Here is a 24542-nt window from a genome sequence, read left to right as displayed (position 1 = left end):
CCCTCACAGCTTCATCAGGCTGGCGTCGTCGACCGAGGCCGAGTGGCGGGAACGGAACAGGGACACGATGATCGCCAGCCCCACCACGACCTCCGCGGCGGCGACGACCATCGTGAAGAACGCGATGATCTGGCCGTCGAGGTTGCCGTGCATGCGGGAGAAGGCGACGAACGCGAGGTTGCAGGCGTTGAGCATCAGCTCGACGCACATGAACACCACGATCGCGTTGCGCCGGATCAGCACACCGGTGGCGCCGATGGTGAACAGCAGCGCCGCCAGGTACAGGTAGTTGACGGGATTCACTTCGACGCCTCCTCGGCCCGCTTGAAGGTCGGCGGCTCGATCGCGCGGCGCTCCAGGCGCTCCTCCGCGCGCTGCTCCAGCGCCCGCAGGTCGTTGAGCGCCTCCTGGGACACGTCACGGACCTGGCCGCGGTCCCGCAGCGTCTTGCTGACGGTGAGGTCCGAGGGGGTGCCGTCGGGCAGCAGGCCCGCGATGTCGACCGCGTTGTGCCGGGCGTAGACGCCGGGCGCGGGCAGCGGCGGCAGGTACGTGCCCTCGCGGACGCGCTGCTCGGCCATCTCCCGCTGCGTCCGGGCCCGTTCGGTGCGCTCCCGGTGGGTGAGCACCATCGCGCCGACGGCCGCCGTGATGAGCAGCGCGCCGGTGATCTCGAAGGCGAACACGTACCGGGTGAACATCAGGGAGGCGAGGCCCTGGACGTTCCCCCCTGCGTTGGCCTCGGCGAGGCCGCCGAACTCGGTCAGCGCGGCGTTGCCGATGCCGCCGACCAGCAGGACGCCGAAGCCGAGGCCGCACAGCAGGGCCAGCCAGCGCTGGCCCTTGATGGTCTCCTTCAGGGAGTCCGCGGCCGTGACGCCGACGAGCATCACCACGAACAGGAACAGCATCATGATCGCGCCGGTGTAGACGACGATCTGCACGACGCCCAGGAAGTAGGCGCCGTTGGCCAGGTAGAACACAGCCAGGATGATCATGGTCCCGGCGAGGCAGAGCGCGCTGTGCACGGCCCGCCGCATGAAGACGGTGCACAGGGCGCCGATCACGGCGACCGTGCCGAGGATCCAGAACTGCACGGCCTCGCCGGTGGAGGTCGAGTAGGCGGCGAGCTGCTCGGTCATCGCCCGATCACCTTCTCCGAGGCGGGCTCCTCCGGACCGAAGGTCGAGTCGGCCTCCTGCACCACCTCGCCCTTGGAGTGGGCGACCTGAGGCTCGGTACCGGGCGCGGCCTCGGTCACCAGACCGCGGTAGTAGTCCTGTTCGTCCGTGCCCGGGTACATGGCGTGCGGCGCCTCGACCATGCCCTCCTCCAGGCCGGCGAGGAGCTGCTCCTTGGTGTAGATGAGGTTCGCCCGGCTGGAGTCGGCCAGTTCGAACTCGTTGGTCATGGTCAGCGCGCGCGTCGGGCACGCCTCGATGCACAGCCCGCACAGGATGCAGCGGGCGTAGTTGATCTGGTAGACGCGGCCGTACCGCTCGCCGGGCGAGTAGCGCTCCTCCTCGGTGTTGTCCGCGCCCTCGACGTAGATCGCGTCGGCGGGACAGGCCCAGGCGCACAGCTCGCAGCCGACGCACTTCTCCAGGCCGTCCGGATGGCGGTTGAGCTGGTGCCGTCCGTGGAAGCGCGGGGCCGTGGTCTTCTGCTGCTCCGGGTACTGCTCGGTGAGCCGCTTCTTGAACATGGCCTTGAAGGTCACGCCGAAGCCGGCCACCGGGTTCAGGAAACCGGGCTTGGTGTCCTTCGGTTCCTCAGCCATCGGACGCCTCCTTTCCATCCGTAGAACCGCCCTGGGATTCGTCACTGTGAGTATCGGGTCCGCCACTGACAACGAGCTCCCGCTCGTGGCGCGGGCGGCGCCGCGGCACCGGGGGCAGCTCCTGCCCGGGCAGCGGCGGCACGGGGAACCCGCCCGCCATCGGGTCGAACGGAGGCTGGTCCGCGGGCTGTCCGCTCTCGTCGCCCCGGCCGCGGAACATGTCGGCGACGAAGGAGAGGAGCAGCAGGACGAGGACGCCGCCGGCGATGTAGAGCGCGATGTCGGCGAACTCGTAGTTCTCGTTCCGCAGCGCCCGGACCGTGGCGACCGCCATCAGCCACACCAGGGAGACCGGGATGAGGACCTTCCAGCCGAGCTTCATCAGCTGGTCGTAGCGGACACGCGGGAGCGTGCCGCGCAGCCAGACGAAGCCGAACAGCAGGGTCAGCAGCTTGCCGGTGAACCAGAGCATCGGCCACCAGCCGTGGTTGGCGCCCTCCCAGAAGGTGCTGACCGGCCACGGGGCCCGCCAGCCGCCCAGGAAGAGGGTCACCGCGACCGCGGAGACGGTCACCATGTTGATGTACTCGGCGAGCATGAACATCGCGAACTTGATCGACGAGTACTCGGTGTTGAAGCCGCCGACCAGGTCGCCCTCGGACTCCGGCATGTCGAACGGGGCACGGTTGACCTCGCCGACCATCGTCACGATGTAGATGAGGAACGACACCGGCAGCAGCAGCACGTACCAGCGGTCGGCCTGCGCCTCGACGATCGTCGACGTGGACATCGACCCCGAGTAGAGGAAGACGGAGGCGAACGCGGCGCCCATGGCGATCTCGTACGAGATCATCTGGGCGCAGGAGCGCAGGCCGCCGAGGAGCGGGTAGGTGGAGCCGGAGCTCCAGCCCGCCAGGACGATGCCGTAGATGCCGACCGAGGCGACCGCGAGGATGTACAGCATCGCGATCGGCAGGTCGGTGAGCTGCATCGTGGTGCGCTGGCCGAAGATCGAGATCTCGTTGCCGGCCGGGCCGAAGGGGATCACGGCGAACGCCATGAACGCCGGGATGGCCGCGACGATCGGCGCGAGGACGTAGACGACCTTGTCCGCGCGCTTGACGACGACGTCCTCCTTCAGCATCAGCTTCACGCCGTCGGCGAGCGACTGGAGCATGCCCCAGGGGCCGTGCCGGTTGGGTCCGACGCGCAGCTGCATCCAGGCGACGACCTTGCGCTCCATCACGATGGACAGGAGCACGGTCACCATCAGGAAGGCGAAGCAGAAGACCGCCTTGATAGCGATCAGCCACCACGGGTCGCGGCCGAACATCGAGAGGTCTTCAGCGGCGAGGTACGGGCTCATGCCTCCACCTCCTGGGGAGCCTCGCCGGCGAGGGTCGCCGAGCCGATGCGGACGAGGGAGCCGGGGAGCGCCCCGGTGCCGGAGGCCACCCCGCCGTCCGTGGAGTTCAGCGGGAGCCAGACCACCCGGTCGGGCATCTCGGTGACGGACAGCGGCAGTTCGAGCGTCCCGGCCGGACCGGTCACCGCGAGCGTGTCGCCGTCCTTGACGCCGACCTCGGCGGCCGTGGCGGCCGACAGCCGGGCGGGCGCGGCGTGCCGGGTGCCGGCCAGTGCCTCGTCGCCCTGCTGGAGCAGGCCCAGGTCGAGCAGGAGCCGGTGCCCCGCCAGGACCGCCTCGCCGGCGGCCGGCCGGGGCAGGGCGCCCGCGGTCTCCACCGGGTCCGCGGCGCGCGGGCCGTCCCACGGGCCGAGCCGGTCGATCTCCGAGCGGATCGTGCGCAGGTCCGGCAGACCCAGGTGCACGTCCATGGCGTCGGCGAGCATCTGCAGCACGCGCGCGTCGGACGGCGCGGGCCGCCGGGTCATCTGGTCCGGCTTGAGCGCCGCCTCGAACAGCCGCACCCTGCCTTCCCAGTTGAGGAAGGTGCCGGCCTTCTCGGCGACCGCGGCGACCGGCAGGACCACGTCGGCGAGCTCGGTGACCTCGCCGGGCCGCAGCTCCAGGGAGACCACGAACCCGGCCTCGGCGAGCGCCGCGCGGGCGCGGGCCGGATCGGGCAGGTCGGCGACCTCCACGCCCGCCACCAGCAGCGCCTGCAGCTCGCCGCGGGCGGCGGCCTCGACGATCTGCGCGGTGTCCCGGCCGTAGCGGTGCGGGAGTTCGGCGACGCCCCAGAGGGCGGCCACCTCCTCCCGGGCGCGCGGGTCGGTCGCCGGGCGGCCGCCCGGCAGCAGCGACGGCAGCGCGCCCGCCTCGATCGCGCCGCGCTCCCCGGCCCGGCGCGGGATCCACACCAGCCGGGAGCCGGTCGCGGTGGCGAACCGCACGGCCGCGGTGAGCCCGCCCCGTACGGCGGCCAGCCGCTCGCCGACGACGATCACCGCGCCCTCGGCGCGCAGCGCCTCGGCCGCCGCGGCCCCGTCGCCCTCCAGGCCGACGCCGCTCGCCAGCGCGTCCAGCCACTCGGTCTCGGTGCCGGGGGCGGCCGGGAGCAGCGTGCCGCCTGCCTTGGTCAGGCCGCGGGTGGCGTGCGTGGCCAGGGCGAAGGTGCGCTGGCCGTGCGCGCGCCAGGCCTTGCGCAGCCGCAGGAAGACGCCGGGCGCCTCCTCCTCGGACTCGAAGCCGACCAGCAGCACCGCGGGCGCCTTCTCCAGCGCCGTGTACGTGACGCCCGTGCCGTCCAGGTCGACGCCGTGTCCCGCGACGCGGGCGGCGAGGAAGTCGGACTCCTCCGTGCTGTGCACGCGCGCGCGGAAGTCGATGTCGTTGGTGGCGAGCGCGACCCGCGCGAACTTGCTGTACGCGTAGGCGTCCTCGACGGTGAGCCGGCCGCCGGTGAGCACACCGGTGCGGCCCCGGGAGGCGAGCAGGCCCTGCGCCGCGATCTGCAGCGCGTCCGGCCAGGACGCCGGCTCCAGCTCACCCTCCGCGTTGCGCACCAGCGGGGTGTCGAGCCGGTCCCGCTGCTGGGCGTACCGGAACGCGAAGCGGCCCTTGTCGCAGATCCACTCCTCGTTCACCTCCGGGTCCTCGGCGGCCAGCTTGCGCATGACCTTGCCGCGCCGGTGGTCGGTGCGGGTGGCGCAGCCGCCCGAGCAGTGCTCGCACACCGACGGCGAGGAGATCAGGTCGAACGGACGGGAGCGGAACCGGTAGGCGGCCGAGGTGAGCGCGCCGACCGGGCAGATCTGGATGGTGTTGCCGGAGAAGTACGACTCGAACGGGTCGCCCTCGCCGGTGCCGACCTGCTGGAGCGCGCCCCGCTCGATCAGCTCGATCATCGGGTCGCCGGCGATCTGGTTGGAGAACCGGGTGCAGCGCGCGCACAGCACGCACCGCTCACGGTCCAGCAGCACCTGCGTGGAGATCGGGACGGGCTTCTCGTAGGTGCGCTTCTTGCCCTCGAAGCGGGACTCGGCGTTGCCGTGCGACATCGCCTGGTTCTGGAGCGGGCACTCACCGCCCTTGTCGCAGACCGGGCAGTCCAGCGGGTGGTTGACGAGCAGCAGCTCCATCACGCCCTTCTGGGCCTTCTCCGCGACCGGCGAGGAGAGCTGCGTCTTCACCACCATTCCGTCGGTGCAGGTGATGGTGCAGGACGCCATGGGCTTGCGCTGGCCCTCGACCTCCACGATGCACTGGCGGCAGGCGCCGGCGGGCGCGAGCAGCGGGTGGTCGCAGAACCGGGGGATCTCGATGCCGAGCTGCTCGGCGGCCCGGATGACCAGGGTGCCCTTGGGCACGCTGATCTCGGCGCCGTCGATCGTCAGCGTCACGAGGTCCTCGGGCGGGACCGCCGCCTCTCCCCCTCCGGAGGGAGCGTTGGTGGTCACAGTCATGCGTGCACCTCCGTACGGTCGGCCCAGGCCGTCGACGCGGCCGGGTCGAAGGGGCAGCGACGGTCCGTGATGTGCTGCTCGTACTCCTCGCGGAAGTACTTGAGCGAGGAGAAGATCGGCGAGGCGGCGCCGTCGCCGAGGGCACAGAAGGACTTGCCGTTGATGTTGTCCGCGATGTCGTTCAGCTTGTCGAGGTCGGACATCCGGCCCTTGCCGGCCTCGATGTCGCGCAGCAGCTGGACGAGCCAGTACGTGCCCTCGCGGCAGGGGGTGCACTTGCCGCAGGACTCGTGGGCGTAGAACTCGGTCCAGCGGGTGACGGCGCGGACCACGCAGGTGGTCTCGTCGAAGCACTGCAGCGCCTTGGTGCCGAGCATGGAACCCGCGGCGCCGACCCCCTCGTAGTCGAGGGGGACGTCGAGGTGCTCGTCGGTGAACATCGGTGTCGAGGAGCCGCCCGGCGTCCAGAACTTGAGCCGGTGGCCGGGCCGCATCCCGCCGCTCATCTCGAGCAGCTGGCGCAGGGTGATGCCCAGCGGCGCCTCGTACTGGCCGGGGCTCGCGACGTGGCCGCTGAGGGAGTAGAGCGTGAAGCCCGGGGACTTCTCGCTGCCCATCGAGCGGAACCACTCCTTGCCCCGGTTCATGATGGCGGGAACCGAGGCGATGGACTCGACGTTGTTCACCACCGTGGGGCAGGCGTAGAGGCCCGCGACGGCGGGGAAGGGAGGACGCAGCCTGGGCTGGCCGCGGCGCCCCTCCAGGGAGTCGAGCAGCGCGGTCTCCTCACCGCAGATGTACGCGCCCGCGCCCGCGTGCACGGTGAGTTCGAGGTCGAGTCCGCTGCCGAGGATGTTCTTGCCGAGGAGCCCGGCCTCGTACGCCTCGCGCACGGCCTCGTGCAGCCTGCGCAGCACGGGGACGACCTCGCCGCGCAGGTAGATGAACGCGTGCGACGACCTGATGGCGTAGCAGGCGATGACGATGCCCTCGATGAGGCTGTGCGGGTTGGCGAAGAGAAGCGGGATGTCCTTGCAGGTGCCCGGCTCCGACTCGTCGGCGTTGACGACGAGGTAGTGCGGCTTGCCGTCGCCCTGCGGGATGAACTGCCACTTCATGCCCGTCGGGAAGCCGGCGCCGCCGCGTCCGCGCAGTCCGGAGTCCTTGACGTACGCGATGACGTCGTCCGGCGTCATGGCGAGCGCCTTGCGCAGGCCCTCGTAGCCGTCGTGCCGCTGGTACACGTCGAGCGTCCAGGACTTGTCCTCGTCCCAGAAGGCCGACAGCACCGGTGCGAGCAGCTTCTCCGGGCCGGTGTCCTTCAGTTCGGGTGCCAAGGTCATCACTCCCCCTCCTCGGCGGCAGGTCCTGACGGGTGGGCCGGGTCGGAGGCCGCCGTGTCCTGCGGCGCGTCGTGCGAGCTGAGGTGCTCGGTGGGCGACGGCTCGTGCGGCGGGGCGTCCTGCGGCGCCTCGCCGCGCGGGTGCACCACGCGCGCGGGGGCGGCCTCGCCCTTGGCGAGCTTCAGGCCGATCAGGGAGGCGGGCCCCGCGCTGCCGGTGGCCTCGACGGCGCCCTCGCGCTCGTCGGGGAAGCCGGCCAGGATGCGGGCGGTCTCCTTGAACGTGCACAGCGGCGCGCCGCGGGTGGGCGCGACCGGACGCCCCTCGCGCAGGTCGTCGACCATGCGCTTGGCGCTCTCGGGGGTCTGGTTGTCGAAGAACTCCCAGTTGACCATCACCACGGGCGCGTAGTCGCAGGCCGCGTTGCACTCGATGTGCTCCAGGGTGACCTTGCCGTCGGCGGTGGTCTCGCCGTTGCCGACGCCCAGGTGCTCCTGGAGCTCCTCGAAGATCGCGTCGCCGCCCATCACCGCGCACAGGGTGTTGGTGCACACCCCGACCTGGTAGTCACCGCTCGGGCGGCGCCGGTACATGGTGTAGAAGGTGGCGACCGCGGTCACCTCGGCCGTGGTCAGGCCGAGCATGTCGGCGCAGAACCGCATGCCGGTGCGCGTGACGTGCCCCTCCTCCGCCTGCACCAGGTGCAGCATCGGCAGGAGGGCGGACCGGGAGTCCGGGTAGCGCGCGACGATCGCCCGCGCGTCGGTCTCCAGCCGGGCCCGGACGTCGTCCGGGTAGGCCGGCGCGGGCAGTTCCGGCATGCCCAGGCTGACGCCCCGCTCGGAAGAAGAGGTGGTCACCGGTCGACGCCTCCCATCACGGGGTCGATGGACGCGACGGCGACGATGACGTCGGCGACCTGGCCGCCCTCGCACATCGCCGCCATGGCCTGAAGGTTGGTGAAGGACGGGTCGCGGAAGTGGACCCGGTAGGGACGGGTGCCGCCGTCGGAGACGACGTGCACGCCGAGCTCGCCCTTGGGTGACTCGACGGCCGCGTAGGCCTGGCCCGGCGGGACGCGGAAGCCCTCGGTGACCAGCTTGAAGTGGTGGATCAGGGCCTCCATGGAGGTGCCCATGATCTGCTTGATGTGGTCGAGGGAGTTGCCCAGTCCGTCGGGTCCCAGGGCGAGCTGGGCGGGCCAGGCGATCTTCTTGTCCTCGACCATGACCGGCCCCGGCTCCAGCCGGTCCAGGCACTGCTCGACGATCCGCAGCGACTGGCGCATCTCCTCCAGCCGGATCAGGAACCGGCCGTAGGAGTCGCAGGTGTCGGCGGTCGGGACGTCGAAGTCGTACGTCTCGTAGCCGCAGTACGGCTGGGCCTTGCGCAGGTCGTGCGGGAGGCCGGTGGAACGCAGGATCGGGCCGGTGGCGCCGAGGGCCATGCAGCCGGCCAGGTCCAGGTAACCGACGTCCTGCATGCGGGCCTTGAAGATGGGGTTCCCGGTGGCGAGCTTGTCGTACTCCGGGAGGTTCTTCCGCATCTTCTTGACGAGCTCGCGGATCTGGTCGACCGCGCCGGGCGGCAGGTCCTGGGCGAGTCCGCCGGGGCGGATGTACGCGTGGTTCATCCGCAGGCCGGTGATGAGCTCGTAGATGTCGAGGATCATCTCGCGGTCGCGGAACCCGTAGATCATGATCGTGGTGGCGCCGAGCTCCATGCCGCCGGTGGCGATGCACACCAGGTGGGAGGAGAGCCGGTTCAGCTCCATCAGGAGCACCCGGATGATCGAGGCGCGGTCCGGGACCTCGTCCTCGATGCCGAGCAGCTTCTCGACCCCGAGGCAGTACGCCGTCTCGTTGAAGAACGACGTCAGGTAGTCCATGCGCGTCACGAACGTGGTGCCCTGGGTCCACGTCCGGTACTCGAGGTTCTTCTCGATGCCGGTGTGGAGGTAGCCGATGCCGCAGCGGGCCTCGGTGACGGTCTCGCCGTCGATCTCGAGGATCAGCCGGAGCACTCCGTGGGTGGACGGGTGCTGCGGCCCCATGTTGACGACGATGCGCTCGTCGTCGGTCCGGGCCGCGGTCTCGACGACCTCGTCCCAGTCGCCGCCGGTGACGGTGTAGACGGTGCCCTCGGTGGTCTCGCGAGGGGTTGCGTGCGTGCTCACGAGTACGACCTCCGCTGGTCCGGAGCCGGGATCTGGGCGCCCTTGTACTCGACGGGGATGCCGCCGAGGGGATAGTCCTTGCGCTGCGGATGGCCCTGCCAGTCGTCCGGCATCATGATCCGCGTCAGGGCCGGGTGACCGTCGAAGACGATGCCGAAGAAGTCGTACGTCTCGCGCTCGTGCCAGTCGTTCGTCGGATAGACGGAGAACAGCGACGGGATGTGCGGGTCGCTGTCCGGCGCGCTGACCTCCAGGCGGATCACCCGGTTGTGGGTGATCGAGCGCAGGTGGTAGACGGCGTGCAGCTCGCGCCCCTTGTCGTTCGGGTAGTGCACGCCGCTGACACCGGTGCACAGTTCGAACCGCAGCGCGGGGTCGTCGCGCAGGGTCTTCGCCACCCGCACGAGGTGCTCGCGCTCGATGTGGAAGGTGATCTCGCCGCGGTCGACGACCGTCTTCTCGATGGCGTTCTCCGGGAGCAGGTCCTGCTCCTCCAGCGCGCCCTCCAGTTCGTCGGCGACCTCGTCGAACCAGCCTCCGTACGGGCGGGCCGCCGGTCCCGGGAGCCGGACCGAGCGGACCAGGCCGCCGTAACCGGAGGTGTCGCCGCCGTTGTTGGCGCCGAACATGCCGCGCTGGACGCGGATCTCCTCGCCGCCCTGTCCGCGCTGCCCGGGAAGGTTTTCGGCGGAGAGCTCCTTCTCGGGGTTCACGCCGTCACCGGGGGTGTTGTTCGCGTCGCTCATCGCAGCAGCCCCTTCATCTCGATCGTGGGCAGGGCCTTGAGCGCCGCCTCCTCCGCCTCGCGGGCCGCCTCCTCGGCGTTCACGCCGAGCTTGGAGCTCTGGATCTTCTGGTGGAGCTTGAGGATCGCGTCCATCAGCATCTCGGGGCGGGGCGGACAACCGGGGAGATAGATGTCGACCGGGACGACGTGGTCGACGCCCTGGACGATCGCGTAGTTGTTGAACATGCCGCCCGAGGAGGCGCAGACCCCCATGGAGATCACCCACTTGGGGTTCGGCATCTGGTCGTAGACCTGCCGGAGCACCGGCGCCATCTTCTGGCTGACCCGCCCGGCGACGATCATGAGGTCCGCCTGCCGCGGCGAGCCGCGGAAGACCTCCATGCCGAAGCGCGCCAGGTCGTAGCGGCCCGCGCCGGTGGTCATCATCTCGATGGCACAGCAGGCGAGGCCGAACGTGGCGGGGAAGACGGACGACTTGCGCACCCAGCCCGCGGCCTGCTCGACGGTGGTCAGCAGGAATCCGCTCGGCAGCTTTTCTTCGAGTCCCATGACTTATGGCCCCTCAGTCCCATTCCAGGCCGCCGCGCCGCCATACGTACGCGTACGCGACGAAGACGGTGAGCACGAAGAGCAGCATCTCCACGAGCCCGAAAAGCCCCAGGGCGTCGAAGGTGACGGCCCAGGGGTAGAGGAAGACGATCTCGATATCGAAGATGATGAAGAGCATCGCCGTCAGGTAGTACTTGATGGGGAAGCGCCCGCCGCCGGCCGGCGTGGGGGTCGGCTCGATGCCGCACTCGTAGGCCTCGAGCTTCGCCCGGTTGTACCGCTTCGGACCGATCAGCGTGGCCATGACCACGGAGAAGATCGCAAAGCCTGCCCCGAGGGCTCCCAGTACGAGGATGGGCGCATACGCGTTCACCGCTCCTCGCTCCTCTCAGTCGGCACTGACTGCTGGCGGTTGTGCAGCGGGCCCGCCGCCTCACCAGCCCCACGAACCACGCCCGCCCCGGCGAAGATCGAGAACATGTGAAGCAGGTCACAAGCCCAACCGCTCCGCATCTTATGCCTGTGGGTCTGTGATCTGCGACACGGGGTATTGCACAAGCTTTGTGATCTCCACCACCTGACGAACGATCATGAAGTCGGATGAGCGGTGATCTTCACACGCCAAGCATCCACGTGATCACCAAAGGTGACATCTTGACCGGTTGTTGCAGCTCAGAGGGGTCCTGGAAGGGACGTCTCCATATCAAGACGATTCCTCTGCATGCAAATTGGCGTTGGGCAGGTTGTCTTGATAGAGGCTGCGTTCACACGTCAGAGGGGTCCCGAGGCGCGATGTGGACGTGTGCACGCGTTCACGAAGTCCGAGGTGGCCGACGGACGCCCTGGAGGTCCCCGTCGTTCCGTGACGTCCGTCACACTTCTGAGGACCCCTCAGGAGCGGGGCTTGGCCAACCACCTAAACCGGTGGTAAGTGCGGAGCAATTCGGGCGTAACGATGAAAGTGCGTGATCACGGCCCGGTCACGGCCGCCCGCAATGTCCGTTGTGGCGTCAATGGAGGGGGTCGCGCGGGGAATTTGGGGCCTCGATTGAACAACTGTGGCGCAGCACACGTTTCTTGAAGATATGAAGCAGCCCCTGGTACCGGTTGTTCCCATGTCCCACACCGCTCACATACGCAGCCACCGGAAGCCCCGCCGCACCGCGACCTCCACGATCGCTGTGCGGGCCGGAGTTGCCGGTGGCGTCCTCAGCACCCTGGCAGTGGCCGGGGCGTCCAGCGCGGCCAACGCGGCCGAGCCGGTGACGCAGACCCTCGAACTGCCCACCCTGACGGCCGACCTGGCCGCCCAGGTCGCCCAGTCCGCGGACGCCACCCAGCAGGCGGCCGCGAACTACCAGCTGCGGGCCGAGCGTGACGCGGCGGCCGCCGAGGCCGCGAAGCAGGCCAAGGCGGACCTGGCGGAGGCCAAGAAGAAGGCCGAGGCGAGGAAGAAGGCGGCCGAGGAGGCCCGCCAGGCGGCGGCCGAGCGCGCGGCGCGTGACGCCGAGCGCCCCTCGCTCACCACGACCGCGAGCGCGAGCGTCTCCACGCCGTCCAGCGGCAGCGTCGCGACCGTGCTCGCCTTCCTCCAGGCGCAGGTGGGCGACGCCTACGTCATGGGCGCCACCGGCCCCAACGCCTGGGACTGCTCCAGCCTGGTGCAGGCCGCGTTCAAGCAGGTCGGTGTGGACCTGCCGCGCGTCTCCCAGGACCAGTCGATGGTGGGCACGGACATCCCGCTGTCGCAGATCCAGGCCGGCGACATCCTGTACTGGGGCGGCAAGGGCTCCGCGTACCACGTGGGCGTCTACATCGGGAACGGCCAGTACCTGGACGCCGCCAACCCCTCGAAGGGCGTCGTCATCCAGGACCTCTCCGGCTACCCGGCGTCGGGCGCCGTCCGCGTGCTCTGATCCGCGCCTTCACGGACCGAAGGGCCGCTGCCTCAGCGAGGCGGCGGCCCTCCGTGCTTCTCGGCCCGTGCTTCTCGGCCCGTCCTTCTCGGCCCGTGCTTCTCGGCCCGTCGGCGAGGCAAGATCACCCTATTGCCCGAATTGCACCCCGGATTCCGTGCGTTGGCGGCGCGCCCCGAGCTGCCGTGGCGTCCGGCGCGCCCCGTGACAGGCCCTCACGGGGCCCCGGAACCACGACGGGGGCCGGAGGGCCGCCGAGGCGGACTCCGGCCCCCACAGGGGCGTCACAGCGACGCGTACGTCAGACGGCTGCCTCTCCGTCACGGCCGGCACGACGGCGCTGGTACGTCACGACCGCCGCGCCGAGCCCCAGAGCGAGCGCCGCGGCGCCGCCGAGCAGACCCACGCCCTGGGCGCCGGTGAGCGCCAGGCCGCCGTCCGCGTCGTCGCCCGAACCGCCGCCGGACGCGGAGCCGGTGCCCTCGTCGACCGCGTCGCCGCCGGATCCGTCGCCGTCACCGGAGCCGGGGGCCGTCGGGTCGTCCGAGGGGCCGCCGTCGGAGCCGCCCGTGCCGTCGTCGCCCGGCTCTTCGGCAGCGTTCAGCACGATCCACGCGACGTCGTTGGCCGGGTCGGAGTCGTAGGGGTTGTCCCAGTCGGGCAGGGCGACCCGGCCCTTGGCGCCCTCCACGACCCGGTCGACGCGCAGTTCGAAGGGGAAGGTGAGCCGGGCGTCCTCCAGCATCGGGGTGGGAGCGAAGCAGAGGTAGGCGGGGTCGCTCCCGTTGACGCCGGCGGGCGTGCACCTCTCCGGCGTCCTGGTGAACGTCGCCCCCGCGGGCGGGGCCACGGTGAAGGTGAACGGCTCTCCGCCGGACCGCAGGCCGCCGATCCAGGCCGGCCCGTTGTTCCGGAAGCCGATCTCGACCTCGACCTTCTCCCCGGCCTCTCCGGACGCGGAGGCGCCGGTCAGCTCCAGGTCGTAGGTGTTGGTCCTCGGCAGGTCCAGCTCGGCGTACTTGGTGTACCGCGCGGGGTCGGCGTCCGCCACGCGCTCCAGCGTCAGGTCGGGTCCGCTGCCCTGCCGGCGCCCTTCGCCCCGGTGGATCTTCTTCTCCTCGCCCGGCTCCAGGGGATCGAACGAGTAGGAGAAGATGTCGTTCAGCGCGAAGTCCGCCGTCTGCACCCGCACCTGCCGGGACAGCCTGTACGCCGCTCCCGCGTCGAGGGTGCCGGGGAAGGTGCAGAGGACCTCGGTGCGCTGCCGCAGCAGGTCCCCGGTGTTGATCTCGGACGAGGAACAGTTGCCGTAAGCGTCGGGGAAGGACAGTCCGCGCGAGCCGAGCAGCCGCAGCACCGTGCCCTCGGCCGGCAGCCCGCCGACGTTCATCACTCCCAGAGGCAGCTCGAAGTCGTCGCCGGCCTTCAGGCCGTCAGGCGCGGAGAGTTCACGGTTCAGCAGCTCCGGCCCGCCGACGCGCACGTCGACGGTGAGCGGCGTGAAGTCCAGGCCCTCGCCCTCACCCGTGACGACGATCTTCCCCGTGTCGCCTGCCTCGCTGTCGTCGGACAGGTCCAGCCGGATGCCGCCGACGCGGTTGAAGGTCGTGCCCGCGTACAGGTCGTAGCCCGTGCACACCGCGACCAGGCCGTCGGCCTCACAGGGCAGGTCCGCCTTCGCGACGCCTTTCAGCCCGCGGGCGTCGATGCGGATCGTGTACTCCCCGCGGTGCACCGACGGGACCTCGCCGTCCCCCTCGAACTCCTCGCCCGGGACGTCGATCCGCAGGTCGACCTGGGGCTCCGTGGGGTCGCCGTTGTCCGAGTGGAGGGACAGGTCCACCCGGTCCTCGCCCGTGATCACCACCGGGAGGGGTGCCTCGGCCGCGTGGGCCGCGCCCTGCACCCCGGCCGCGGCCAGCGCCGTGGCGCCCACCGCCCCCAGCGCCGCGAGCCGCGCGCGCAGCCGTCTCGCCTGCTGTGTCATGAAAAGGCTCTTTCGTCGAACGGGACGTGCCCGGCTGGGTCACGTCCCGTTCGACACCGCCCGGAGTCGATCAGTTGTTCACGGACGCGTCACGCGACGATCACGATCCGGCGCCGCGCCCGGAGATGCCGGACATGCCCGCCGACTCCGGTCGCGCGCCCGGTGGTTCACGCCTTCGGGGCCACCTTGCTCAGGCCGTTGATGATGCGGTCCATCGCGTCGCCGCCCGTCGGGTCGGTCAGGTTGGCGAGCAGCTTCAGCGTGAACTTCATCAGCATGGGGTGCGTCAGGCCGCGCTGGGCGGCGATCTGCATGATCTTCGGGTTGCCGATGAGCTTCACGAAGGCCCGGCCGAGCGTGTAGTAGCCGCCGTAGGTGTCCTTCAGGACGCGCGGGTAGCGCTGGAGGGCGATCTCCCGCTGGGCCGGGGTGGACCGCGCGTGCGCCTGCACGATGACCTCGGCGGCGATCTGCCCGGACTCCATCGCGTAGGCGATGCCCTCACCGTTGAACGGGTTGACCAGGCCGCCCGCGTCGCCGACGAGCAGCAGGCCGCGCGTGTAGTGCGGCTGGCGGTTGAAGGCCATGGGGAGCGCGGCGCCGCGGATCGGGCCGGTCATGTTCTCGGGGGTGTAGCCCCACTCCTCCGGCATGGACGCGCACCAGGCCTTGAGCACCTCGCGCCAGTCCAGCTCCTTGAACGAGTCGGAGGTGTTGAGCACGCCGAGGCCGACGTTGGAGGTGCCGTCGCCCATGCCGAAGATCCAGCCGTAGCCGGGCAGCAGCCGGTCCTGCGGGCCGCGCCGGTCCCACAGCTCCAGCCAGGACTCCAGGTAGTCGTCGTCGTGGCGGGGCGAGGTGAAGTACGTGCGCACGGCGACGCCCATCGGGCGGTCCTCGCGCCGGTGCAGGCCCATCGCCAGGGACAGCCGGGTGGAGTTGCCGTCGGCGGCCACCACCAGCGGGGCGTGGAAGGTGACCTCCCGCTTCTCCTCGCCGAGCTTGGCCTTGACGCCCGTGATGCGGCCGGTGCGGTCGTCGATGATCGGCGCGCCCACGTTGCACCGCTCGTACAGCCGGGCGCCCGCCTTCTGCGCCTGCCGGGCGAGCTGCTCGTCGAAGTCGTCGCGCTTGCGCACCAGCCCGTAGTCCGGGAAGGAGGCGAGATCCGGCCAGTCGAGCTGGAGGCGGACGCCGCCGCCGATGATGCGCAGACCCTTGTTGCGCAGCCAGCCGGCTTCCTCGGAGATGTCGATGCCCATCGCCACGAGCTGCTTGGTGGCGCGCGGGGTCAGGCCGTCGCCGCACACCTTCTCGCGCGGGAACTCGGTCTTCTCCAGCAGGAGGACGTCGAGGCCGGACCGGGCCAGGTGGTAGGCGGTGGTGGAGCCGGCTGGCCCCGCGCCCACGACGATCACATCTGCGGTGTTGTCGGAGAGGGGCTCGGTCACGGCGGGATCTCCCCAGAGTTCGAAATCTTCGTGCCGACCGGCACTGGACACAGGCAGTCTATTCAGCGGACGTGATCACCCGGCTGAAGGGCTGCCCCGTGGACCGAGCACTCCCCGCCGTACGGCTGCGGGTTCCCACCGACGAGGACGCCGTCACCTGGCACCGCGTCTTCGCCCACCCCGACGTCATGGAGTTCCACGGCGGCCGGCCTGCGGAGCTGTCGGTCTACGAGGAACTCACCGCCCGCCAGCGGCGGCACGACGCCGAGCTGGGCTTCTGCCTGTGGAGCGTCCTCGACGAGAACGGGCAGGTCGTCGGCTTCACCGGCGCCCAGCCCTGGGAGCGCGAGTGGGGGCCGACGGGTGAGATCGAGATCGGCTGGCGGCTCGCCCGCGAGCACTGGGGCAAGGGCTACGTCACGGCGGCCGCCCTCCAGACGCTGGACCGGGTGCGCGCGGCGGGCCTGACGGACGTGGTGGCGCTGGTGAAGGCCGCCAACACCCGCTCGATCGCGGTGACGCGGCGGCTGGGCATGCGGCTCGCGGAGACGTTCACTACGCCGGTGTCCAAGGCCGAGGCCCACGTCTACCGCCTCGACCTCTGACACACCCCTCCCGCGGTAACGCTGCGTAGCGATATGTCACGGATCATCACGCAGTGCTTCCGTCGGGCGCTCCCCCGGCCTACCCTGCCGGTACCGCTGGGGGTGACGTCCATGCGTAGGACACCCGAGGGACACGGGAGCGGCGACGTGCGCGTGCCGCGCCTGGTCGGACTGATGGCCGTCGACGCGCGCGAGTCGGCCCGGGCGCGTGGCCTGGTCGTCGACGCGCCCGACAGGCCGGACTTCCCGCACACCGTCGTGGACTACGTGGTGCGCCAGTACCCGCAGCCCGGCACGCCCGTGCCCCGCCACTCCGTGGTGCACGTGTGGCTGGACTTCGGCGAGGGCGAGGGCGGCGGAGGGGTGCGCGAACCGCGCGGTCCGCTGCCTCCGCCGGGCGGACCGCGGCGCGAACTGGAGGAACCGGGCGCCCTGCCGCCGCTGGTGGTGCTCAGCTCGCCTTGAAGCCCCGGTGCAGGGCCACCACGCCGCCGGTGAGGTTGCGCCAGGCCACCTTGGACCAGCCGGCGCCCTTCAGCCGCTCGGCCAGCGCGGGCTGGTCGGGCCAGGCGCGGATGGACTCGGCGAGGTAGACGTACGCGTCCGGGTTCGAGGACACCGTGCGCGCGACGGGCGGCAGCGCGCGCATCAGGTACTCGGTGTAGACCGTGCGGAACGGCGTCCACGTCGGGTGCGAGAACTCGCAGATGACGATGCGCCCGCCGGGCCGGGTCACCCGGTGCATCTCGCGCAGCGCCGCGTCGAAGTCCTGCACGTTGCGCAGGCCGAAGGAGATGGTGACGGCGTCGAACACGTCGTCCTTGAACGGCAGCCGGGTCGCGTCTCCCGCCGTGTACGGCAGCCAGGCGTGGGCCCGCTTGCCGACCCGGAGCATGCCCTGGGAGAAGTCGCAGGGCACGACGTAGGCGCCGGTGCGGGCAAAGGGCAGGGAGGAGGTGCCGGTGCCGGCCGCCAGGTCCAGGACCTTCTGCGCGGGACGGGCGTCGACCGCCTTCGCGACCTCCTTGCGCCAGCGCCGGTCCTGTCCGAGGGACAGCACGTCGTTGGTCAGGTCGTACCGTTCCGCGACGTCGTCGAACATCGAGGCGACTTCGTGCGGCTGCTTGTCCAGGGATGCGCGGGTCACGGGGTCATTCTTGCAGCCCGCCCGTCCGGCGGAGGCGTCGGCTCGTCCCGGGCCGTGCGGTCTCCTCCGGCCGGCGACCGGACCTGCGTACCCTGAGGGTTCCGCCCGGGATCACACGAACCCGGCCGTCCGCCGGGAATCACCGAAATCCGGGTGTTCATCCCAGGACACCACGCAGAATCCCGTGTCATGATCACCCCCTTCCTCCGCCGCCCCGAGAACGGAACGAACCCGATGCGCGGTCCGCTGTCCTCCGCCGCCGGGTTCGCCCTCCTCGCCGCCCTGGCCCTGGCCGGCACGGGCTGCTCCGCCGGGGACGACGCGGCGGACTCGGCCTCGGGGTCCTCCGCGCCGGTCGCGTACGCCCCCTACGTCAACGCCTCCACCGCCTCCGGCACCGACACGGCGGGTTCCCCCACGGCGTACAACCTGGCGTTCGTCATCGCCTCCGACGGCGGCTGCACCCCGGCCTGGGACGGTGTCCAGGACGTCGACGACGCGCGGGTGACGTCCCGGATCGAGGCGCTCACCCGCGGCGGCGCCGATGTGCGGGTCTCCTTCGGCGGCGCCCACGGCGACGAACTGGCGGCCGTCTGCGACACCGCCGAGGACCTGGCCGAGGCGTACGGCGCGGCGCTGGACGCGGCCGGCGCCACCCTCGCCGACTTCGACGTCGAGGGCGACGAACTCACGGACCGCGCCTCGGTGGACCGGCGTTCGGAGGCGATCGCCCTGCTCCAGGAGGAACGCGACGGCCTGGAGGTGACGTTCACCCTCCCGGTCATGCCGTCCGGGCTCGACGAGGACAGCCTGGCGCTGCTGGAGTCGGCGAACGACCACGAGGTCGACGTCGCCACCGTCAACCTCATGACGATGAACTACGCCGAGTCCTACGACGGCGACATGGGCGACTACGCGCTCACCGCCGCCCGGTCGGCGCACGCCCAGCTGCGGGACGTCTTCGGGCTGTCCGAGGCCGCCGCCTGGCGGGGCATGGCGCTCACCCCGATGCTCGGCGTCAACGACGTGGAGAACGAGACGTTCACGCTCGAGGACGCGGCACAGGTGCGGGCCTTCGCCGAGGACCACGGCGTCGCGTGGGTGTCGGTCTGGTCGGCGTTCCGGGACCGCCCCTGCGACGGGGGCGCCGCGGACGACCCGCTGACCGACTGCAGCGGGGTGGAGCAGGAGCCCGGCAAGTTCGGGGACACGCTGGCGGGCTGAGGGCGGGCGGCCGTGCGGTCAGCGCCGCCGGTGGACCAGGCGGCCGCCGACCACGGTGGCCACGCAGGTGGCCGCGCCCTGCCGGACCAGGGCGTCGCGGTCCTCCACGTCGAACACCGCGAACCGGGCGGGGCCCCCGGCGGTGAGCGCGGGCAGCAGGACCAGCGGCACCGGGGAGAGCGACGGGGTTCCGGGGAGCGTGGCCGGGCGTGCCCCTACGGCGAGCCCCGCCCTGCGCACCGCGTCCAGGGCCTCACGGCCGCGGATCTCCCCGGCGACCGCGACCGTCCCGTGGGCCAGCAGGCGCTGCACCCCGCGGCGCGCGCTGGCGCCCCGCGCGGTGGGCGCGGAGGCGAGGAGAGCCCGCGCCCGCAGCCCGAACAGCGGCTCGGTGCCGAGCCGGTCGGCCTCGCGCGGGTCGGGGTGGTAGGCCTGCTCCAGCAGTTCCGGACCGTACGGGTTGAGCAGTCCGGGCGTCAGGATGCCGGGCCACCTCCGCACCCGGGCGTCCGGGTGCGCGGCGGCCAGCTCCTCGTACGGGCCGACGGCCGCGAGGTGCGCGCCGTCGACCAGGACGGCGGCCTCGGGCGACGCCTCGGCGGCGTGAAGGGTCAGCACGGGCCGGTCAGTTGGCGGGCAGGAGCTTCAGCTCCGGGTGGGCCGTGCCGCCCTCGATGGCGGTGGACGAGATGTGCGAGACCACGCGGTCGTCGACCGGGTCGTTCGCCGGGTCGTCGTGCACCACCAGGTGCTCGTACGTCGTGGAGCGCTGCGCCGGGACCCGGTCCGCCTTGCGGATCAGGTCGATGATCTCCAGCCGGTTGGACCGGTGCTTGGCGCCGGCCGAGGAGACCACGTTCTCCTCGAGCATGATCGAGCCGAGGTCGTCCGCGCCGTAGTGCAGGGAGAGCTGGCCGACCTCCTTGCCGGTGGTCAGCCACGAGCCCTGGATGTGCGCCACGTTGTCCAGGAAGATCCGGGCGATGGCGATCATCCGCAGGTACTCGAAGAGCGTCGCCTGCGTGCGGCCCTTCAGGTGGTTGTTCTCCGGCTGGTAGGTGTACGGGATGAACGCACGGAAGCCGCCCGTGCGGTCCTGCACGTCCCGGATCATCCGCAGGTGCTCGATCCGCTCGGCGTTGGTCTCGCCGGTGCCCATCAGCATGGTGGAGGTGGACTCCACGCCCAGGTTGTGGGCGATCTCCATGATCTCCAGCCAGCGCTCGCCGGACTCCTTCAGCGGGGCGATCGCCTTGCGCGGGCGCTCCGGGAGCAGCTCGGCGCCGGCGCCGGCGAAGGAGTCGAGACCGGCCGCGTGGATCCGCGTGATCGCCTCCTCGACGCTCACCTTCGAGATCCGCGCCATGTGCTCGACCTCGCTCGCCCCCAGGCTGTGGATGACGAGCTGCGGGAACTCCTTCTTGATGGCCGCGAAGTGCTTCTCGTAGTACTCGACGCCGTAGTCCGGGTGGTGGCCGCCCTGGAACATGATCTGCGTGCCGCCCAGCTCGACGGTCTCCGCGCAGCGGCGCAGGATGTCGTCGAGGTCGCGGGTCCAGCCCTTCGCGGTGTCCTTGGGGGCCGCGTAGAACGCGCAGAACCTGCACGCCGTGACACACACGTTCGTGTAGTTGATGTTCCGCTCGATGATGTACGTGGCGATGTGCTCAATGCCCGCGTACCGGCGGCGGCGGGCCGCGTCGGCGGCGGCGCCCAGGGCGTGCAGCGGGGCGTCCCGGTAGAGGACCAGGGCCTCTTCGGGGGTGATCCGCCCACCCGCGGCGGCACGGTCGAGGACGGGCTGAAGGTCGGCCTTCTCGGTCACCGGTGTCCCTTTCGCAGGGGTGTGGACGGACGGAATCAGCGTACGTCAGCCGGTTGCGCCCCTTGACGTCAGGCCGTGTACGCGCCGATCAGCAGCCCCGCGAAGACCCCGCCGATCAGGAACGGGCCGAACGGGATCGACGTCTTGCGGCCCGCCCTGCGGGCGACCACGAGCGCGCCCGCGTACAGCGCCCCGCACAGGAACCCGGCGAGGGTGCCGAGCAGCACGGTGGGCCAGCCGTACCAGCCGAGGACCGCGCCCGCGCCGAGGGCCAGTTTCACGTCGCCGAAGCCCATCCCGGCCGGGTTGATCAGGAACAGCACGAAGTAGCCGGCGCCGAGCGCGAGCGCCCCGAGCAGGGCGGTCGTCCACTCCCCCGCGTGCTCCGGGACCAGCGAGGTCAGGCCCAGCAGCGCCAGGGCCGTCGCGGCGAACGGCAGGGTGAGCGGGTCGGGCAGCCGCTGCACCCGGAAGTCCACGGTCGCCAGCAGCACGCCCGCCGGCGCCAACAGCAGCCACACCCCCAACTCCGGCCGCGTACCGGTCGCGGCGGCGAGCGCCGCGCACACCAGCGCGGTGACCGTCACGGGGACGGCCGCACCCGACCCGTACGGGCTTCCTCCGCACGTCCGGCAACGGGCCGGGCCGAGCCAGCCGGTGAGCGGGTGCCCCTGCGGGCACGCCGTGCGCCACTCCTCCCCGGCGGGGACGGCGAACCGGTGCGCGGCGCGGGGCAGCAGCGCGCCGGCCGCCGCGCCCCACAGGGCGGCGACGGCGATCAGCGCGTACTCCAGGCCGTCGGTCATCCCGTACGGCCGCTCAGCCGGCCGCGGCGACCGCGTCGCGCCACGCCGGCAGCAGTTCGTCGAGCAGCGCCTCGGTGCGCGGCGGCAGTCCGCGCGCCCCGCTGCGGGTCACCAGGTCGGACGCGAGGGAGGTGAGCCGCTCCGGGTCGTCCAGGGCGTGGGTGGCGCGCAGCAGTTCGTTCCACAGCCGCTCGTCGGACGGGGCGGTGCGCAGCGCGGCGTTCAGCGCCTCGATGGCCTTCTCCGCACGGTCCTTCTCCATGTGGAACTCGGCGAGCGCCAGGCCGGTGTCCGCGACGAGCAGCGGGAGCTGCGCGTCGACGATCTCGTGGGTGAGCCAGCGGTAGCGGCCCTCGGGCCGGTCGGCGAGCAGCGGACCGCGCACCAGCACCAGCGCGTCGGTGAGCAGCCGCCCGCGCACCGCCCGGCTGTCGACGCCCTTGCCCTGCGTCGCCTCGTGGTACAGCGAGCGCAGCACGTCCAGGTCGGACACCACGGACTTGGCGAGGGTGAGCCGGCCGGCGTCGTCGGTGCGCAGCCGCGGGCTGCCGTCGGGGTCGGTGCCGAGCCAGTCCCGCAGCCGGTCGAGGAGCGCCTCGCGCACGTCGTCGGTGACGCCGCGCGGCCACAGCGCGGAGGACAGCACCCGCGGGTGCACGCCCTCGCGGTGCAGGAGCAGCAGCGCCAGCGCCTCGTGCAGCAGCGCGCTCCGCTCGCCGTCCGGCGTCTCCAGGCCGATGATCTCGTACGGCCCGACCAGCCGCGCGTACACGGCGGGCCGGCCCTGCTCGCTGATGTCGACGAGGAACGGCGGGGTGGTGCCGGGCCCGTCGGGGCCGTGCTCGGGGTCGGCGTCGGTGAACAGCTCGACGACCGCGCGCCGCTGGGCGGCGGGCAGGAGCTGCGCGTCGAGTTCGAGGCCGAGCAGCGGTGCGAGCAGCCGGCCCTCGCCGGTGATCTCCATCTCCCAGGCGGCGCCCGGCAGTTCACCGCTGCCGGTGCCGACGAGGTAGCCGATGCCGAGGCGGCTCGCGTCGGCGGCGAGTTCGGCGAGCGTCGTCGCGTCCTCGGGGGACGGCTCGGCGGCCAGCAGCACCAGGTGCGGGGCCCAGCGGGTGTGCTGGGCAGGGCCGGTGCGGCCGGTCAGCACGGAGTCGTGGCCGGCCGCGCCGAGCGCGCCGCGCCGCTGCCGGGTCTCCGCCTCCATCGTCTCGATCAGCGCCTCTATGCCGTCGAGGTGGCGCAGCCTGCTGGGCGCGAGGGCGGTGAGGTCCTCGCCGAACCCGACGAGGGTGATGGTCATGCGGTCCGACCAGCCGCTGGTGGCCAGTTCGGCGGCGACGGACGCGAACACCGCCGCGCGGTCCTCCTCACGGCCGCTCAGCGACACGATGCCGGGGACCGACTCCAGGTTGAGCAGCAGCCGCGAGTCGTCCATCGTGCCGAGGCTGACCAGGCCCGGGTAGGGCGCGGCCGTGTCGGCCTCCTCGTACGTCTCGGCGTCGGCGCGGGCCAGCATCCAGAACGTCTGGTCCTGCCCGAGCTGCCACGGGGTCGGCGGCTTGCCGGACGGCTGGGCGAGCTGGAGGTGCAGGTCGCCGTTGCTCATCCAGGCCGCGTAGACCGTGGGCAGCGGACGGGACTCGGCGGCCAGCGACGCGGCGAGCCCGCGCAGCGACCGGTCGAGCAGCCGTACGCCCTCGGGGTCGGCGCCGACCAGCAGCGCGTCCTGCGCGTCGAGGGCGTCGCCGGTGGGCGTGGGCGGCTCCATGCCGCGCCGGCCGCCGATCCCGGCGAACGCCGACTGCCACAGCGCCTGGCGGCGCCGGTGGCCGAGCGCCCCGAGCAGACCGGCGGCGAGCAGGGGCGCGGTCAGCAGGGCCTCGGGCAGTCCGAAGGACGAGGAGTCCTGGGCGGGTGTGGCGACCTGGTCCGGGGCGGGGCGCTGAAGGTCGGCGTGGCCGGTGTCGGGGGCGGGGCGCTGCTGGGGCAGGTCGACGTGAGCGGTGCCGCCGCCGCTTCCCCCGCTGCCGCTGCCGCTGCCCTGCGCCTGGTCGCCGCCCTGCTCCTGGCCGCCGCCTTGCTCCTGGCCGCCGCCTTGTGCCCGGCCGCCGTCGCCGGTCTTCGCGTAGTCGCTGATCTGTTGGCTCACCTCGGGCGACACCTCGGGGGCGTCGTCCGGCATCTCGACGAGGTCGCCGCCGCGCGCGTCGCCGGGCATCTCCATGATCCAGCCGGGCCGGATCAGACTGGCCTCGGACAGCCGCGAACCGTCCGGCTGCACACGGTCCTTGTTGAGCTCGAAGATCTCCTTGTAGCGGCGACCGTCGCCCAGGTGCCGCTCGGAGATCTCCCACAGGGAGTCGTGGTGACGCCCCTCCGGCGGCTGGATCCGGTAGAACTTCGTGTCGCCCTGCTTCTTGGCGGCCGCGGGCGTCGCCTCGGTGTGCGAGGCCTGCTCGGCGACCGCGGCCGCGGTGTCGGCCGCCTGCTCCTGCTGCTGGGCGAAGAGACCGGGCGTCTGCTGGGCGGCGGCCACGGTGGGCCGCTGGTTGTCGTCGTAGGTCTGGCCGAGCTGCGCGAGCGAGGGCGTGAAGCTGGCGGCGGTCGCGCCGACGAGCAGCAGCGCGGCGACGAGCTGCCGGGCGAGCAGTTGGCTCGGCCCGGCGCCGGGCACCCGCCCCGGCACGCCGACCCCGGACAGCGCGGCCTTCATCTCCACCAGCACGCAGGCGGTGAACTGCGCCCAGGCGAGCCAGACGACGAACGTGAGGATGGAGAGGAACGTCGAGACGGAGATGTCCTGCTTGAGCCACTCCATCGGCTCGAACGTCTCCGGGAACGGCCAGCCCGCCGTCATCGCCAGCGCCGCCGGCACCCCGACGAGCAGCACGGCCAGCGCCACGAACGCCAGGAACGCCTTCACGAAGTCCCCGAACGTCCGCTGCCGCACCCGCACCGGCTGCGGCGTGCGGTTCCTCGGAGCCGTCGAGCTGGACGGGCTGGGACTGCGGCGTCGCGGCATGGCGGGTGTCCTGGGTGTGGGAGGAAGGGGTCATCGGGACTACGGGGATCTTATTGACTCGAATGGCCGCAGTCGAAGGGGTACGGCCGCTCT

The 24542-nt window shown here is 71.7% G+C and carries 22 protein-coding genes; 4 read left to right on the top strand and 18 right to left on the bottom strand.

The annotated features are described in order from the left end of the window. Positions 1-3: 3 nt before the first annotated feature. From nuoK to ACQZOG_RS17120, 11 genes are read right to left on the bottom strand one after another with little or no spacing between them, the layout of a single operon-like run. On the bottom strand, positions 4-303 hold the full coding sequence (gene nuoK / locus ACQZOG_RS17170; RefSeq protein ID WP_004927567.1) for an NADH-quinone oxidoreductase subunit NuoK: 300 nt from the start codon (positions 301-303) through the stop codon (positions 4-6). Beyond that, a complete protein-coding gene (locus ACQZOG_RS17165) occupies positions 300-1142 on the bottom strand; it encodes an NADH-quinone oxidoreductase subunit J (RefSeq protein WP_033272528.1) in 843 nt (280 codons plus the stop codon). The genes nuoK and ACQZOG_RS17165 overlap by 4 nt, the downstream gene beginning before the upstream one ends. Continuing rightward, positions 1139-1780 carry an NADH-quinone oxidoreductase subunit NuoI gene (nuoI, locus tag ACQZOG_RS17160; RefSeq protein WP_033272529.1) on the bottom strand — a complete coding sequence of 214 codons (642 nt, stop codon included), beginning with the start codon at positions 1778-1780 and terminating at the stop codon, positions 1139-1141. The genes ACQZOG_RS17165 and nuoI overlap by 4 nt, the downstream gene beginning before the upstream one ends. Further along, positions 1773-3146 (bottom strand): NADH-quinone oxidoreductase subunit NuoH, encoded by a 1374-nt coding sequence (nuoH, locus tag ACQZOG_RS17155; protein ID WP_033272530.1) that lies wholly within the window; start codon positions 3144-3146, stop codon positions 1773-1775. The genes nuoI and nuoH overlap by 8 nt, the downstream gene beginning before the upstream one ends. Next, positions 3143-5647: an NADH-quinone oxidoreductase subunit G gene (locus ACQZOG_RS17150; RefSeq protein WP_430741625.1), complete on the bottom strand. Its 2505-nt coding sequence runs from the start codon at positions 5645-5647 to the stop codon at positions 3143-3145. Before ACQZOG_RS17150 ends, nuoH begins: the two co-directional genes overlap by 4 nt. Next, the gene (gene nuoF / locus ACQZOG_RS17145) at positions 5644-6990 is read right to left on the bottom strand and encodes an NADH-quinone oxidoreductase subunit NuoF (protein ID WP_033272532.1); all 1347 of its coding nucleotides are present in this window, start codon (positions 6988-6990) and stop codon (positions 5644-5646) included. The genes ACQZOG_RS17150 and nuoF overlap by 4 nt, the downstream gene beginning before the upstream one ends. Beyond that, positions 6990-7850, bottom strand: a complete 861-nt coding sequence (gene nuoE, locus ACQZOG_RS17140) for an NADH-quinone oxidoreductase subunit NuoE (protein WP_033272533.1) — start codon at positions 7848-7850, stop codon at positions 6990-6992. Before nuoE ends, nuoF begins: the two co-directional genes overlap by 1 nt. Continuing rightward, entirely contained in the window at positions 7847-9166 is a 1320-nt protein-coding gene (locus ACQZOG_RS17135; RefSeq protein WP_033272534.1) for an NADH-quinone oxidoreductase subunit D, read from the bottom strand. The genes nuoE and ACQZOG_RS17135 overlap by 4 nt, the downstream gene beginning before the upstream one ends. Beyond that, positions 9163-9912, bottom strand: a complete 750-nt coding sequence (locus ACQZOG_RS17130) for an NADH-quinone oxidoreductase subunit C (RefSeq protein ID WP_033272535.1) — start codon at positions 9910-9912, stop codon at positions 9163-9165. Before ACQZOG_RS17130 ends, ACQZOG_RS17135 begins: the two co-directional genes overlap by 4 nt. After that, positions 9909-10463, bottom strand: a complete 555-nt coding sequence (locus ACQZOG_RS17125; protein WP_006133126.1) for a NuoB/complex I 20 kDa subunit family protein — start codon at positions 10461-10463, stop codon at positions 9909-9911. The genes ACQZOG_RS17130 and ACQZOG_RS17125 overlap by 4 nt, the downstream gene beginning before the upstream one ends. Positions 10464-10476: 13 nt before the next feature. Further along, positions 10477-10836: an NADH-quinone oxidoreductase subunit A gene (locus ACQZOG_RS17120; RefSeq protein WP_007490928.1), complete on the bottom strand. Its 360-nt coding sequence runs from the start codon at positions 10834-10836 to the stop codon at positions 10477-10479. A 712-nt stretch (positions 10837-11548) separates the two neighbouring features. Here ACQZOG_RS17120 and ACQZOG_RS17115 point away from each other — a divergent pair. Then, a complete protein-coding gene (locus tag ACQZOG_RS17115; RefSeq protein ID WP_033272536.1) occupies positions 11549-12379 on the top strand; it encodes a C40 family peptidase in 831 nt (276 codons plus the stop codon). Positions 12380-12680: 301 nt separating this feature from the next. Here ACQZOG_RS17115 and ACQZOG_RS17110 read toward each other — a convergent pair whose 3' ends face one another. Then, positions 12681-14366, bottom strand: coding sequence for a hypothetical protein (locus ACQZOG_RS17110; protein WP_193466738.1), 1686 nt, complete (start codon positions 14364-14366; stop codon positions 12681-12683). A gap of 167 nt (positions 14367-14533) precedes the next feature. After that, positions 14534-15817, bottom strand: coding sequence for a geranylgeranyl reductase family protein (locus ACQZOG_RS17105; RefSeq protein ID WP_033272538.1), 1284 nt, complete (start codon positions 15815-15817; stop codon positions 14534-14536). A 71-nt stretch (positions 15818-15888) separates the two neighbouring features. Between ACQZOG_RS17105 and ACQZOG_RS17100 the strand changes: the two genes are divergently transcribed. Together ACQZOG_RS17100 and ACQZOG_RS17095 are read left to right on the top strand one after the other, a co-directional pair. Further along, a complete protein-coding gene (locus ACQZOG_RS17100) occupies positions 15889-16422 on the top strand; it encodes a GNAT family N-acetyltransferase (protein ID WP_245657350.1) in 534 nt (177 codons plus the stop codon). A gap of 111 nt (positions 16423-16533) precedes the next feature. Continuing rightward, on the top strand, positions 16534-16887 hold the full coding sequence (locus ACQZOG_RS17095; protein ID WP_430741624.1) for a PASTA domain-containing protein: 354 nt from the start codon (positions 16534-16536) through the stop codon (positions 16885-16887). On the opposite strand, the gene ACQZOG_RS17090 is transcribed toward ACQZOG_RS17095, so the two are convergent. Continuing rightward, positions 16874-17569, bottom strand: coding sequence for a demethylmenaquinone methyltransferase (locus ACQZOG_RS17090; RefSeq protein ID WP_033272540.1), 696 nt, complete (start codon positions 17567-17569; stop codon positions 16874-16876). The two genes, ACQZOG_RS17095 and ACQZOG_RS17090, sit on opposite strands and share 14 nt — an antisense overlap. 234 nt (positions 17570-17803) lie before the next feature. Between ACQZOG_RS17090 and ACQZOG_RS17085 the strand changes: the two genes are divergently transcribed. Beyond that, entirely contained in the window at positions 17804-18793 is a 990-nt protein-coding gene (locus ACQZOG_RS17085) for a chitinase (protein ID WP_430741883.1), read from the top strand. 18 nt (positions 18794-18811) lie between these two features. On the opposite strand, the gene ACQZOG_RS17080 is transcribed toward ACQZOG_RS17085, so the two are convergent. The 4 genes from ACQZOG_RS17080 to ACQZOG_RS17065 all read right to left on the bottom strand — a co-directional run bounded on the left by ACQZOG_RS17080 (position 18812) and on the right by ACQZOG_RS17065 (position 24449). Next, positions 18812-19411, bottom strand: coding sequence for an imidazolonepropionase-like domain-containing protein (locus tag ACQZOG_RS17080; RefSeq protein ID WP_391604858.1), 600 nt, complete (start codon positions 19409-19411; stop codon positions 18812-18814). Between the two features lie 7 nt (positions 19412-19418). Beyond that, positions 19419-20618, bottom strand: coding sequence for a cyclic dehypoxanthinyl futalosine synthase (gene mqnC / locus ACQZOG_RS17075; protein WP_193456051.1), 1200 nt, complete (start codon positions 20616-20618; stop codon positions 19419-19421). A 68-nt stretch (positions 20619-20686) separates the two neighbouring features. Further along, positions 20687-21424, bottom strand: coding sequence for a prepilin peptidase (locus ACQZOG_RS17070; RefSeq protein ID WP_193466741.1), 738 nt, complete (start codon positions 21422-21424; stop codon positions 20687-20689). Between the two features lie 13 nt (positions 21425-21437). Further along, positions 21438-24449: a BTAD domain-containing putative transcriptional regulator gene (locus ACQZOG_RS17065; RefSeq protein ID WP_037641002.1), complete on the bottom strand. Its 3012-nt coding sequence runs from the start codon at positions 24447-24449 to the stop codon at positions 21438-21440. Positions 24450-24542: the final 93 nt, after the last annotated feature.

Source organism: Streptomyces sp. P13-3-3, assembly GCF_050571355.1.
GTDB classification, from domain to species: domain Bacteria; phylum Actinomycetota; class Actinomycetes; order Streptomycetales; family Streptomycetaceae; genus Streptomyces; species Streptomyces althioticus.
This window is presented reverse-complemented; position numbering and strand designations above follow the sequence as displayed.

Coding starts and splice junctions, on each gene's coding strand:
- ACQZOG_RS17165 (WP_033272528.1), bottom strand. CDS start 1,142: ATGACCGAGCAGCTCGCCGCCTACTCGACCTCCACCGGCGAGGCCGTG.
- nuoI (WP_033272529.1), bottom strand. CDS start 1,780: ATGGCTGAGGAACCGAAGGACACCAAGCCCGGTTTCCTGAACCCGGTG.
- nuoH (WP_033272530.1), bottom strand. CDS start 3,146: ATGAGCCCGTACCTCGCCGCTGAAGACCTCTCGATGTTCGGCCGCGAC.
- ACQZOG_RS17150 (WP_430741625.1), bottom strand. CDS start 5,647: ATGACTGTGACCACCAACGCTCCCTCCGGAGGGGGAGAGGCGGCGGTC.
- nuoF (WP_033272532.1), bottom strand. CDS start 6,990: ATGACCTTGGCACCCGAACTGAAGGACACCGGCCCGGAGAAGCTGCTC.
- ACQZOG_RS17130 (WP_033272535.1), bottom strand. CDS start 9,912: ATGAGCGACGCGAACAACACCCCCGGTGACGGCGTGAACCCCGAGAAG.
- ACQZOG_RS17125 (WP_006133126.1), bottom strand. CDS start 10,463: ATGGGACTCGAAGAAAAGCTGCCGAGCGGATTCCTGCTGACCACCGTC.
- ACQZOG_RS17115 (WP_033272536.1), top strand. CDS start 11,549: ATGAAGCAGCCCCTGGTACCGGTTGTTCCCATGTCCCACACCGCTCAC.
- ACQZOG_RS17110 (WP_193466738.1), bottom strand. CDS start 14,366: ATGACACAGCAGGCGAGACGGCTGCGCGCGCGGCTCGCGGCGCTGGGG.
- ACQZOG_RS17095 (WP_430741624.1), top strand. CDS start 16,534: ATGCGTAGGACACCCGAGGGACACGGGAGCGGCGACGTGCGCGTGCCG.
- ACQZOG_RS17085 (WP_430741883.1), top strand. CDS start 17,804: ATGCGCGGTCCGCTGTCCTCCGCCGCCGGGTTCGCCCTCCTCGCCGCC.
- ACQZOG_RS17070 (WP_193466741.1), bottom strand. CDS start 21,424: ATGACCGACGGCCTGGAGTACGCGCTGATCGCCGTCGCCGCCCTGTGG.
- ACQZOG_RS17065 (WP_037641002.1), bottom strand. CDS start 24,449: ATGCCGCGACGCCGCAGTCCCAGCCCGTCCAGCTCGACGGCTCCGAGG.